Origin of the sequence: Micromonospora sp. NPDC093243 (assembly GCF_044753725.1) — a bacterium.
In the GTDB taxonomy this organism is placed as follows: Bacteria; Actinomycetota; Actinomycetes; order Mycobacteriales; family Micromonosporaceae; genus Micromonospora.
Genome location: NZ_JBIVNT010000005.1, coordinates 206,103 through 217,872, shown reverse-complemented (window position 1 = coordinate 217,872; position 11,770 = coordinate 206,103). Strand labels below are relative to the sequence as shown.

The 11,770-nt window shown below is 75.4% G+C and carries 12 protein-coding genes and 1 pseudogene; 3 read left to right on the top strand and 10 right to left on the bottom strand.

The genetic code is table 11. The features are described 5' to 3' along the window. Positions 1-38: 38 nt before the first annotated feature. Positions 39-875 (top strand): GNAT family N-acetyltransferase, encoded by an 837-nt coding sequence (locus tag ACIP9D_RS18630; RefSeq protein ID WP_350872952.1) that lies wholly within the window; start codon positions 39-41, stop codon positions 873-875. Between the two features lie 107 nt (positions 876-982). Here the strand turns inward: ACIP9D_RS18630 and ACIP9D_RS18625 are convergent, their stop codons facing one another. Further along, on the bottom strand, positions 983-2,170 hold the full coding sequence (locus tag ACIP9D_RS18625) for an NAD(P)/FAD-dependent oxidoreductase (RefSeq protein ID WP_350872512.1): 1,188 nt from the start codon (positions 2,168-2,170) through the stop codon (positions 983-985). A 15-nt stretch (positions 2,171-2,185) separates the two neighbouring features. Beyond that, positions 2,186-3,409, bottom strand: a complete 1,224-nt coding sequence (lgt, locus tag ACIP9D_RS18620) for a prolipoprotein diacylglyceryl transferase (RefSeq protein WP_350872510.1) — start codon at positions 3,407-3,409, stop codon at positions 2,186-2,188. Positions 3,410-3,512: 103 nt separating this feature from the next. On the opposite strand from lgt, the gene ACIP9D_RS18615 reads away from it, so the two are divergent. Further along, positions 3,513-4,034, top strand: coding sequence for an NUDIX hydrolase (locus ACIP9D_RS18615; RefSeq protein WP_350872508.1), 522 nt, complete (start codon positions 3,513-3,515; stop codon positions 4,032-4,034). A 101-nt stretch (positions 4,035-4,135) separates the two neighbouring features. On the opposite strand, the gene trpA is transcribed toward ACIP9D_RS18615, so the two are convergent. Genes trpA through trpC form a run of 3 tightly spaced genes read right to left on the bottom strand, consistent with a single transcriptional unit; the run spans position 4,136 to position 7,021 of the window. Next, positions 4,136-4,939 (bottom strand): tryptophan synthase subunit alpha, encoded by an 804-nt coding sequence (gene trpA / locus ACIP9D_RS18610; RefSeq protein WP_350872506.1) that lies wholly within the window; start codon positions 4,937-4,939, stop codon positions 4,136-4,138. Between the two features lies 1 nt (position 4,940). Further along, positions 4,941-6,179 (bottom strand): tryptophan synthase subunit beta, encoded by a 1,239-nt coding sequence (trpB, locus tag ACIP9D_RS18605; protein ID WP_350872504.1) that lies wholly within the window; start codon positions 6,177-6,179, stop codon positions 4,941-4,943. 38 nt (positions 6,180-6,217) lie between these two features. Further along, positions 6,218-7,021, bottom strand: coding sequence for an indole-3-glycerol phosphate synthase TrpC (gene trpC / locus ACIP9D_RS18600; RefSeq protein ID WP_350872951.1), 804 nt, complete (start codon positions 7,019-7,021; stop codon positions 6,218-6,220). Positions 7,022-7,503: 482 nt separating this feature from the next. Here trpC and ACIP9D_RS18595 point away from each other — a divergent pair, with 482 nt between their 5' ends. After that, positions 7,504-7,770, top strand: coding sequence for a hypothetical protein (locus tag ACIP9D_RS18595; protein WP_350872950.1), 267 nt, complete (start codon positions 7,504-7,506; stop codon positions 7,768-7,770). Here ACIP9D_RS18595 and ACIP9D_RS18590 read toward each other — a convergent pair. The 5 genes and pseudogenes from ACIP9D_RS18590 to ACIP9D_RS18570 form a co-directional block, all read right to left on the bottom strand. Beyond that, positions 7,763-8,338, bottom strand: a complete 576-nt coding sequence (locus ACIP9D_RS18590) for a Trp biosynthesis-associated membrane protein (protein WP_350872502.1) — start codon at positions 8,336-8,338, stop codon at positions 7,763-7,765. The two genes, ACIP9D_RS18595 and ACIP9D_RS18590, sit on opposite strands and share 8 nt — an antisense overlap. Further along, positions 8,335-9,888, bottom strand: a complete 1,554-nt coding sequence (locus tag ACIP9D_RS18585) for an anthranilate synthase component I (protein WP_350872500.1) — start codon at positions 9,886-9,888, stop codon at positions 8,335-8,337. Before ACIP9D_RS18585 ends, ACIP9D_RS18590 begins: the two co-directional genes overlap by 4 nt. Before the next feature lie 40 nt (positions 9,889-9,928). Next, positions 9,929-10,354, bottom strand: a complete 426-nt coding sequence (gene hisI, locus ACIP9D_RS18580; RefSeq protein ID WP_350872949.1) for a phosphoribosyl-AMP cyclohydrolase — start codon at positions 10,352-10,354, stop codon at positions 9,929-9,931. A gap of 180 nt (positions 10,355-10,534) precedes the next feature. Further along, positions 10,535-11,131: pseudogene (locus ACIP9D_RS18575) on the bottom strand (phosphoribosyl-AMP cyclohydrolase); the annotation flags it as partial. Positions 11,132-11,374: 243 nt separating this feature from the next. After that, a complete protein-coding gene (locus ACIP9D_RS18570) occupies positions 11,375-11,770 on the bottom strand; it encodes a MerR family transcriptional regulator (RefSeq protein WP_350872498.1) in 396 nt (131 codons plus the stop codon).

Sequence of the window (11,770 nt, the reverse complement as noted above, 5' to 3'; positions counted from 1 at the left end):
CCAGAGTCTGGGACGTGTAGTCTCGCGCGGTGGATCCCCTGCACAAGGACCTCTTCGACCGGTTGGAACGCTTCTACGACGCGGTGCCCCGCGATGCGGCGCGGGTGGAGGAGTACGGCGGACTGGTGCTCTTCGTCCGCGAAGGCGGCGGTTTCCCGTTCTACGCCCGGCCCCGGCGGGACGCGACCGCACCCCCCTCGCTGGCCGACGTCAACGCCGCCCGGGAGCGTCAGCGGGAGCTGGGCCTGCCCGAGGCCTTCGAGTGGGTGCACGAGACGACGCCCGAGCTGCTGCCGGTGGCCCGCTCGGCCGGGCTGGCCGTGCTGGAGGCCCCGTTGATGGTGCTCGACCCGGCGGCGCTGCCCGACCCGGCGACGCTCACCGACGTACCGGTGCGGTTGCTGGACCCCGACTCGCCGGACTTCGCGGCGGAGGTGGCGGCCCGCCGGGCCGTCGCCGCGGTGGCGTTCGCCGCGGCCGGCACCGCACCGGGCGACGCCGGTCCGGCACAGCGGGACGCGGCCGTCACCGAGCTGGAGCTGGCCGCGCTCGACGAGGAACGCGCCCGGATCGCGGACGGCCGGCGCCTGTCGGTGATGGCCGCCACGGCGGCGGACGGGGCGCTGGCCAGCGGGATGGCGATGCGGGTCGGCGACGTCGCCGAGATCGCCGGGGTGGGCACCCTGCCCACCGCCCGCCGCCGGGGGCTGGGCGCGGCGGTCACCGCGACACTGGCCCGCGAGCTGCACGACGCCGGCACCGAACTGATCTTCCTCTCCGCCGGCAGCGAGGAGATCGCCCGGGTCTACCTGCGGGTCGGCTTCCGCCGGATCGGCACCGCCTGCATCGCCGAACCCGCCGCCCTCATCCCCTGACCGGGGTCGCGACCCCGTCGATCAAGGTGTTGTGGTGCCCGGACCGGGGTGAATCGCACCCTTCGTCCACCACCACGACTGCATGATCGACCCGAGCGGCGGCGGTGTCAGGCCGGCGGGCGCCACTGGGCGGCGGAGGCGGCGGCGGTGTTGAGCAGGCGGGGGGTCAGGGTGCCGAGCGCGGCGTCGCGGGCGCGCAGCGCCAGCCGGCCCCGGGTCTGCAGCACCGCCGACATCCGGCGGGTCTGCCGGACCACGCTCGCCGCCCGGGGGCGGCGCACCCGGTCGTACGCCTGCACGGCGTCGGGCAACCGGGACTCGCGCAGCAGCACGGCGAGGGTGGCCGCGTCCTCGAAGGCGAGGCAGGCGCCCTGGCCCAGGTGCGGCGGCATGGCGTGCGCGGCGTCGCCGAGCAGCACCACGCCACCCGGGCCGGCCGGGAAGCCGTACGCGCGGGGCAACGGGCGCAGCTCGCGAACCTCCTGCTGGACCAGGTCGGCCGGGTCGGTGGCGTCGAGCAGATCGCCGATCGGCCCCGGCCAGCCGGCGTACCAGCGGCGGAGCAGGGCGAGCTGGGTCTCCGGTGGCTCCGGGCGGGGCGCGCCTGCCGCGGTGGCCACCCAGTAGATGCCGCCCCGGCTGGAGCCGCCCGACGAGCCGCGCTCGCCCAGCGACGCGGAGACGAAGCGGTAACCGGCGCCCAGCACCTCGCCGCCGATCGGCTGGTCGGCGGGCAGCCGAGGCGCCCGGTACCAGGGGATCACCGCGCGCCACGCGGCGGAACCGGAGCTGACCACGGTGGCCTCGGGCGCGAGCCGGCGGCGGACCTCGCTGTCCGTCCCGTCCGCGGCGACCACCAGGTCGGCCTCGATGATCTGCCGACCGTCGCCGACCGCCGGCCGCTCGCCCGGCTCGGCGCGGACGCTGCGCACCGTGACGCCGGTGCGCAGCTCCACCCGGTCGCCGAGCCCGGCGATCAGCGCGTCGTGCAGGTCCTCCCGGTGCACCACCACCGGCATCCGGTCGGCCGGGATGGGGCGGGGCTGCACCAGCCAGTGCCCGTCGGGACGGCGTACCCCGGTGTCGGGCACCGGGGTGGCGATCGCCTCCAGGCCGGCGCCGAGGCCGAGCGCCTGCAGCGCGCGCACCCCGTTGGGCCAGAGCACCACCGCGGTCGGTTCGGGGCGAACCCGGTCGGCCCGTTCGAGCAGGGTGACCCGCCAGCCGGAGCGGGCCAGCGCGCCGGCGACCGACAGGCCGCCGATCCCGGCGCCGACCACCACCGCGCTACGCATGGTGCCGCTCCCCCGTCAGCTGTCGCGCTCGGCCGGGCCGGAGCCGGTCGCGCCGGCCCGGTCGTCGTCGCGGGTCGGCTCGGTCTGGTCGGCCGTCCGGTCCGGGTCGCCGGCGTCGGGCTCGGCGTCGGCCGCCGCGTCGGACCGCGCGGCGGGCACCGTCGCCTCGTCGGCGGGGGTGCCGTCGGCGCTCGGCGCGTCGGCCACCGGATCGGCGGGCACCGCACCGGTCTCCTGGTAGGCCCGGAACTGCTCCTCGTCGACCACCCGGTAGCCCTCGGGCGCGGCCGGGCGGGAGCCGGCCTCCCGCGCGGAGAGGTCGACCTGCGAGACGTCGGACCCGGCCGGCGTGGCCGGGACGGTCGGCGCGGCCGCGTCGAGCGGGATCAGGTACTCCCGCGGGCCGCGGACCCGCACGAAGTAGATCAGCGCGCCGAGGAAGACCAGCCCGGCGGTCCAGACGTTGAGCCGGACGCCGAGGATCGTGTTCGCCTCGTCGGTGCGCATCAGCTCGATCCAGAACCGGCCGGCGGTGTAGCCCATCACGTAGAGCGCGAACGCCCGCCCCCGGCCGAGCCGCAGCTTGCGGTCGAGGAAGAAGACCAGCGCGGCGACGCCGACGTTCCAGATCGCCTCGTAGGCGAAGGTCGGCTGGTAGAGACCAGGTTCGAGGATCGGCTGGCCGGCGTCGTCGCGCAGCGCGTGGCCCGGGTTGTCCGGGTCCATCCGGTGGATCTCCAGACCCCAGGGCAGGGTGGTCCGGCCGCCGAAGAGCTCGTTGTTGAACCAGTTGCCGATCCGGCCGATCGCCTGGGCCAGCGGCAGACCCGGGGCCAGCGCGTCGGCGACCACCGCGAACGGGATGCCGAGCTGCCGGGCGGCGATCCAGGCGCCGATCGCGCCACCGGCGACCGCGCCCCAGATGCCGAGCCCACCCTCCCAGATGGCGAACGCCTTCATCGGGTCGCCGCCGGTGCCGAAGTATTTCTCCGGCGAGGTGATCACGTGGTAGATCCGGGCGCCGATGATGCCGGTCGGCACCGCCCACACCGCGATGTCCAGCACCGCACCGGGTGCGACCCCGCGCCGCCGCAACCGGTACTCGGTGACCAGGCAGGCCACCACGATGCCGACGATGATGCACAGCGCGTACGCCCGGATCGGCACCGGTCCGAGCTGCCACACGGCGGTGCTGGGGCTGGGCAGGGCCGCCTGGGGCGACAGCGAGGCGAGAGTCACGGATGCACACGCTACCGCTGTGGAGCCGTTCGGTGGCACCCCGGTCCACCGGTCGGACCGATCGCGATGACTTCTGGTTTGCGCCGCCGTAGGCTCTTTGTCCATGAGCACGCTCACCTGGGCGGTCGCTGCGGTCGTCACCGATCGGGCCGGTCGGGTGCTGCTCTGCCGCCAGGGTCGCGGCGAGCGACGCTACGGCCTGCCCGGCGGGCGGCTGCGGCGGGCGGAGAGCCCGGTCGAGGCGGCGGTGCGCGACATCCGCGCCGAGACCGGCTACGACGTCGAGGTGATCGACCTGGTCGGGCTCTACCGGCTCACCGAGCCGGCGCCCGAGGTGACGCCGCCCGGCCGGCCGGCCCTGCCGCCGGACGTCCTCGTACACGTCTTCCGGGCGCGGGTTCGCGGTGACCGGCCGGCGGCCGAACCGCCAGGCGGGTGCCGGCTCTCCTGGCACGACCCGTCGGCGCTGCCGGCGGCGGTCACCCCGACCACCCGGGTGGCCATCGCCGATGCCACCGCCGGCCACTCCGGCGTGCTGGGCCGCTGCGGCCCGGCCCCGGAGCCCGACCCGGACCGGGCGGTGCCGGGCCCGCGCCCCGGGCGGGACACCTCCGCCCAGCGGTGACCCCACGAGCGACGCGGGTCCGCCGGTCAGGCGGGCGACTCCCGAGGCTCACGGTGGCTGCGGAGGAGACGCGTCCGTGCGGCGCTGCCGCGCGGGCGGGCTCAGCGGGTGGGGTTGCGCACGCCCTCGGCGAGTTCGGCGCTGAGCGCGCGCAGCGCGGCCAGCCCGGCGGCCTCGTCCGGGGCGTCGAGCAGGCAGCGGACCAGGGCGCTGCCCACGATCACCCCGTCGGCGTAGCCGCCGACCGTGCCGGCCTGCGCACCGGTGCCGACACCGAGCCCGACGCCCACCGGCAGGTCGGTCGCCTCCCGCACGCGGGAGACGAGCACCGGCGCCGCCGTGGAGGTCTGCGACCGGGCGCCGGTCACCCCCATGATGGCGGTGGCGTAGACGAAGCCCCGGCAGTGCTCGACGGTCATCGCCAGCCGCGCGTCGGTGGAGGACGGGGAGACCAGGAACGTGCGGTCCAGCCCGTACGCGTCCGAGGCGGCCAGCCACTCGCCGGCCTCCTCGGGGATGAGGTCCGGGGTGATCAGGCCGGTGCCGCCGGCGGCGTCGAGGTCACGGGCGAAGGCGTCGACGCCGTACCGCTCGACCGGGTTCCAGTAGGTCATGGTGACCACCGGCGCGCCGGTGGCGGCGACCGCCTCGATGATGCGCAGCGTGTCGGCGGTGCGCACCCCGCCGGCGAGCGCGATGTCGCTGGCCCTCTGGATCACCGGGCCGTCCATCACCGGATCGGAGTAGGGGATCTCCACCTCGATCACGTCGACCCCGGCCTCCACCATCGCGACCATCGCCGCGATGCTGCCCTCGACGGTCGGGAAGCCGGCCGGCATGCAGCCGACCAGCAGGGCCCGACCGTCCGCGCGGGCCTTGTCGAAGGCGACCCCGATCCGGCTCATCTCACTGCTCCTTGTCCAGGATGCCGAAGTAGTCGCCGGCGGTGTGCACGTCCTTGTCGCCCCGGCCGGAGAGGTTGACCACGATGGTGGGCTGCCGGCCCAGCTCGGCGGCGAGCTTCGGGGCGATCGCGACGGTGCCGGCGAGCGCGTGCGCGCTCTCGATCGCCGGGATGATCCCCTCGGTGCGGCAGAGCAGTTCGAACGCGGCCATCGCCTCGTCGTCGGTGACCGGGGCGTAGGTCGCCCGGCCGGTGTCGTGCAGCCAGGCGTGTTCCGGCCCGACCCCGGGGTAGTCCAGGCCGGCGGAGATCGAGTGCGACTCCTGCGTCTGGCCGTCGGCGTCCTGCAGCACGTAGGTGCGGGTGCCGTGCAGCACGCCGGCGGAGCCGCCGGTGATGCTGGCCGCGTGCCGGCCCGTGTCGACCCCGTCGCCACCGGCCTCGAAGCCGTAGAGCCGGACGTCCGGGTCGCCGACGAAGGCGTGGAAGATGCCGAGCGCGTTGGAGCCGCCGCCGACGCAGGCGGTCACCGCGTCGGGCAGCGCGCCGGTCAGGTCGAGGCACTGCTGGCGGGCCTCGTCGCCGATGCCGCGTACGAAGTCGCGCACCATGGCCGGGAACGGGTGCGGGCCGGCGGCGGTGCCGATCAGGTAGTGGGTGTCGTCGACGTTGGCGACCCAGTCCCGCATCGCCTCGTTCATGGCGTCCTTGAGGGTCCGCGAGCCGTTGGTCACCGGGACGACCGTGGCGCCGAGCATCCGCATCCGGGCCACGTTGAGCGCCTGCCGCTCGGTGTCCACCTGGCCCATGTAGACCACGCATTCCAGGTCGAACAGCGCGGCGGCGGTGGCGGTGGCCACCCCGTGCTGGCCGGCGCCGGTCTCCGCGATCACCCGGGTCTTGCCCATCCGCTTGGTGAGCAGCGCCTGACCGAGCACGTTGCGCACCTTGTGCGCGCCGGTGTGGTTCAGGTCCTCCCGCTTGAGCAGCACCCGGGCCCCGACCTTCGCGGAGAACCGCCGGGCCTCGTAGAGCAGCGACGGCGTGCCGGCGTAGTCACGCAGCAGCGCGCCGAACTCGGCCCGGAAGGACTCGTCCGCCATCGCCGTGCGCCACGCCCCGTCGAGCTCGTCCAGCGCGGCCACCAGGGCCTCGGGCACGAAACGGCCGCCGAAGCGGCCGAAGTGGCCGGCGGAGTCGGGCTGCGGGCCGGCCGCCGGGGCCAGCGCGTCGGCGCTCATCGGATCGTCCTCTCGCTGCGGGCGGAGCCGGCGCGGGATCAGCGCGCCGGGCGGGGCGTGGCCGGGTGGTTGCCGGCGTTGACCAGCTCGGCCACCGCCTCCCGGGGGCTCTTCTGGGTGACCAGGCCCTCGCCGACCAGCACCGCGTCGGCGCCGGCCGACGCGTACCGGATGAGGTCGTGCGGACCCCGCACACCGGATTCGGCGATCTTGACGACGCTGCTCGGCAGGCCGGGCGCGATCCGCTCGAAGACCGAACGGTCGACCTCCAGGGTACGCAGGTCGCGGGCGTTGACCCCGATGACCTGCGCACCGGCCTCCAGCGCCCGGTCGGCCTCCTCCTCGTCGTGCACCTCGACGAGCGCGGTCATGCCGAGCGACTCGATCCGCTCCAGCAGGCCCATCAGCACGTTCTGCTCCAGCGCGGCGACGATCAGCAGCACCAGGTCGGCGCCGTGCGCACGCGCCTCGTGCACCTGGTAGCTCGAGACCACGAAGTCCTTGCGTAGCACCGGGATCTGCACCGCGGCCCGGACCGCCGCCAGGTCGTCCAGCGAGCCGCCGAACCAGCGCCCCTCGGTGAGCACGCTGATCGCCCGGGCCCCACCGGCCGCGTAGTCGCCGGCCAGATCGGCAGGGTCGGCGATCTCGGCGAGCTGACCCTTGGACGGCGAGGAGCGCTTCACCTCGGCGATCACCGCGACGCCGGGGCGACGCAGGGCCGCGTACGCGTCCAGCGGCGGCGGGGCGGCGGCGGCCAGTTCCCGGATCCGCTCCAGCGGAACCTGCTCCTGCCGCCGGGCGACGTCCTCGCGCACCCCGGCCAGGATCTCGTCGAGCACGCTTGCGGACGCCGCCGGACCGGCCTCGTCCCCCTCCGCGTGCGCATGCTCAGCAGTCACCATCGGACTCCCCTCTCCGGGTGTCATGGGCCGATGCTAGGGGGCGCCAGCTGGCGCCACGTGGTGGGGGTATGGCGCTGCTCACGAAACCGGCTGGGGCATAATGGCCGACCTGCCGTGAAGAGGATGTCACGCAGCGCCACCTCCCGGACCGACCGGCGACGCTCGGGGCCAACCCCGGCTCGCATCGACGTCGACGCATAGATCATGCCACCACCGGGTCGCCCACCGCCCGCTCAGCGATGAGCGTCGATGCTGTGACCAAGCTCAAGGACGAGTGGCCCTGTCCCTGGTGTTGGCCCCTGATGGACAGTTGACCGGCCGGTCACCGCGGCGAAACGTGAGCCGGCAAGCATGTCCCTCAGGCAGACTCGATGACGCGCCTGCCGACCCGTCGCCAACCATCCTCCTGCGGGGTGACCATGAGCACTGCCGATCCGAACCCGACCGTCGGACTGACCACCATCTCGCGGACCGTCGCGTCCCTCGCCGTCGGCGTGGTGCACACGCTGGAGCGCGCGGTGGTCGGCGAGGGGCGGATGCGGACCGCGCGGGGGAACGCGTGGGAGGCGGTCTGCGCCGACCGGGCCCGCGCCGACCGGCGGGCCGAGCTGGACCGCCTGGTGGCCGAGCTGGCCGCGGCCCGGGCCGCCGCCCGCCGTCAGCGCGAGGAACAGCCGGTCAGCTGACCGTCGGATCCTCGCCCCGGTCCAGGGCGTCCCACGCCTCGGTGGTGCGCCGCCCGGCGACGGGGCCGGGCGGTGGGGCCACCGGTCCCGCCGGCTCCACCCGGGCCGGGCGCTCGTACCGGGCGCCCATCGCCGGCCAGCCGCGCCCGCGCAGCGCCGTCAACAGCCCACCCGCGGCGGCCATCAGCCCGCCGAGCAGACAGAGGGCGGGCCACTGCCGGTTCACCGCTCCGGCGAACCCGGCCAGCAGGCCGTAACCACCGCCGACCGCCACCGCCAACCCGAGTAGGGCGAGCAGGGCGCCGAGCAGTTGGCGCAGCCGGCCCCGGGTGGCGAGCACCGCGCCCCCGCCGGCCAGCCCGACCACCGCCAGGGCCGGCAGCCACGGCAGCAGGCCACCACCGCTGTGGGTGGTGCGCTCCGGCGGCAGCGGCGTCGGGCGGACGGTCAGCTCGACCGACCAGGTGCGGGTCGCCGCCCAGAGCGCGAGGCCCGCGCCGGCGAGGCTGAGCAGCACCGCGTACGTCAGCTCGCGCCGGCCCGCGCCCGGCCGCGCACCCCGCGTCATCGGGCGGCCCGGAGGGTTTCGGCGGCGACGATGGCCGCCAGCACGGCGGCGGCCTTGTTCCGGGTCTCCTGGTCCTCGGCGACCGGGTCGGAGTCGGCCACCACGCCGGCCCCGGCCTGCACGTACGCCCGCCCGTCGCGGATCAGCGCGGTCCGGATGGCGATCGCCATGTCCAGGTCGCCGCCGAAGCCGAAGTAGCCGACGGTGCCGCCGTAGACGCCCCGCCGGACCGGCTCCAGCTCCTCGATGATCTCCATGGCCCGCACCTTCGGCGCGCCGGACAGGGTGCCGGCCGGGAACGTCGCGGCCAGCGCGTCGAACGCCGTCCGGTCCGCCCGCAGCGTGCCGACCACGGTGGAGACGATGTGCATGACGTGGCTGTACCGCTCGATGGTGGCGAACTCCGGCACCTCGACCGTGCCCGGCTGGCAGACCCGGCCGAGGTCGTTGCGGCCCAGGTCGACAAGCATGACGTGCTCGGCCCGCTCCTTCGGGTCGGTGAGCAGCTCGGCGGCGAGCCGGGCGTCGGCGACCGCGGTGCCACCACGCGGCCGGGTGCCGGCGATCGGGTGCAGCAACGCCCGGCGCTGCCCGTCGGCGGCGGTGGTCACCTTCAGGTGCGCCTCCGGCGAGGAGCCGACGATGTCGAAGCCGTCGAAGCGCAGCAGGTACATGTACGGACTCGGGTTGGTGGTGCGCAGCACCCGGTAGACGTCCAGCGGGTCGGCGTGGGTGGCCCGCTCGAAGCGCTGCGACAGCACGATCTGGAAGCACTCGCCGGCCCGGATCGCCTCCTTGGCCGCCTCCACCGCCTTGGGATAGCCGCCGTCCGGGGTCCGGCTGGCCACCTCGCCGGTCGGTGGCCGGTCGACCGTGGAGATCATCGGCGGGATGGGCCGGGACAGCGCGGTGGTCATCGCGTCCAGCCGCCCCACCGCGTGGTGGTATGCGGCGGCGACCCGCGCGTCCCGGTCCGGCTCGTCCAGCGGGGGCAGGACCGCGTTGGCGACCAGGATCGCCGAGCCGTCGTAGTGGTCGAGCACCACCAGGTCGGTGGCGAGCATCATGCCCAGCTCCGGCACGCCCAGGTCGTCCTCGGTCAGCTCGGGCAGCCGCTCGAAACGCCGGATGAGGTCGTAGCCGAGGTAGCCCACCATGCCCCCCGTCAGCGGCGGCATCCCGCTGGCCGGGTCCCAGGCCGGGCCGGCGAGGGCCGCGACGGTCTCCCGCAGCACCTCGACCGGGTCACCGGTGGCGGGCAGCCCGGCCGGCGGCTGGCCGAGCCAGGCCGCCGCGCCGTCCCGCTCGACCAGGGTGGCGCCGCTGCGTACGCCGATGAACGAGTAGCGCGACCAGGCCATCCCGGCGGAGCCGACGCCCTGCTCGGCGGACTCCAGCAGGAAGGTGCCCGGGCCGCCGGCCAGTTTCCGGTAGACCCCCACCGGAGTCTCCGCGTCGGCGAGCAGCCGCCGGGTCACCGGCACCACCCGCCAGCGGGCGGCCAACCCGGTGAAGGTCGCCTCGTCGGGGCTCACCACGCCGTCGGTCATGACCGGACCCGTCCCGCGTCGCCGGCGGGGGCCGCGGCGCTCACGGCGCCTCCGCGCCGGTGACCGGCAGTTCCTCGAAGAAGCAGGTGCGGTGACCGGTGTGGCACGCCGCGCCGACCTGGTCGACGCTCACCAGCAACGCGTCGCCGTCGCAGTCCAACGCCACCGAGCGGACGTACTGGTGGTGCCCGGAGGTGGCGCCCTTGACCCAGTACTCCCGCCGGCTGCGCGACCAGTAGGTCGCCCGTCCGGTGGTGAGGGTGCGATGCAGCGCCTCGTCGTCCATCCAGGCGACCATCAGCACCTCGCCGGAGTCGTGCTGGCGCACGACCGCCGCCACCAGCCCGTCGGCGTTACGGCGGAGCCGGGCCGCGATGGCCGGGTCGAGCCGGGACGGGCGGGCCGCGGCCGTCGGCTCGCTCGCTTCGCTGGGGGCGCCGGTCACCGGCGCGTCAGGTACGGGCACAGTGAGCCATTCTCCCGCACGCGGCGCTGGTACCGGCGACGGCTCCCGACCGGGCCGGTTCGGACCCTCGGTGGGGCCGGTGAGCTGGGCGACGTAGCGGTGCAGCCGGCCGTCGAGCAGCGCGTCGGCCAGGTCCGCTCCGGCGGCCTCGGCGATCCGCGCGGCGTACGGGCGGATCAGCGGAAGCGTGCCGGTCACCAGCCGCACCGCCGCCGCCCAGAGCTGCCCGGTGGCGCCGGGGCGCAGGCCGAGGCAGAGCAGCATGTCCTCGCGGTAGCCGGGCGGCGCGACCGGCAGGTTCAGCGCGGCGGCGAACGCGGCCCGGCGGGAGGCGACCCGCACCGAGGGGTTGGCCAGCCGGAGCACCGAGGGGCAGAGCCGGGCCAGGTCCGCGGCGGCGAGCCGGACGCCGAGGTGGTCCCCCGCTGCCCGGGCCCGGGCAGCCTTACCCAGCGTGGCGATCAGCTCTTCCAGTTGCGGCTCACCGGCCGGCTGACAGAGCACCGGCAGGTCGATCCGGGGCCGCCAGTGGGCGTCGGCCCAGAGCAGCCGGGCCGGCGCGAAGACCGGCAGGCCGAACGCCCAGTCGGCCGGCTCGCCGAGGCGGGCCACCCAGGACCGGATGTCCCGGGCGGCCACCGACACGTGGGTCAGCCTGCCCGGAGTCCGCGCCAGGTACGCCCGCTGCGCCGCGTACGGGGCGCCGACGACCAGCACGTCGAGGTCGACGTCGCTGTGCGCGGTGGCCGCCTGCCGGGCGTGGCTGCCGCGCAGCATGATGCCGACGACGGGCCGCTCGGCGAACTGGCGCAGCCGGGCGGCCCAGTCGTCGAGGAAGCCGGCGTCCGGTAACGGAGCGTGACCCACGGCGTCATCGTGCCGCACGTCCGTTCGAGGCGCAATGTCCGATGCCGGACCGACTGTCCGGTCCGATGGCTAGTGCCCGAGGCTTCTGATTGCTGCCTCAGGATACCTTTCGTCGGTGACCGTCGATCTTCCGGTCACCCGTCCGGTGGGGGGTCACCGGGTCTCGTGCTCGGCGCGTCGGTAGGCATCGATCTTGTAGTTGAGCACCTTCAGGTCTTCCTCGAGGTCGGCCATCCGTTGCAGCACCCGGTCACGGTGCGCCTCGAAGAGCGCCCGCCGGGCGCCGAGGGTGCGGTCGCCCTGCCGGGCCAGCTCGGCATAGCGGCGCATGTCGCGCACCGGCATACCGGTCCGGCGCAGCCGGGTGAGCAGGAAGAGCCAGTCCACGTCGCCGGGGGTGTACCGACGCCGCCCGGCGGAGTCCCGCCCGACCGGCGCCACCAGGCCCTCCTGCTCGTACCAGCGCAGCGTGTAGGTGGTGAGGCCGACCCGCTCGGCCGCCTCGCCGACGGTGAGGGTGATCTCCCGAGTGCTGATGTCCACGTCCAC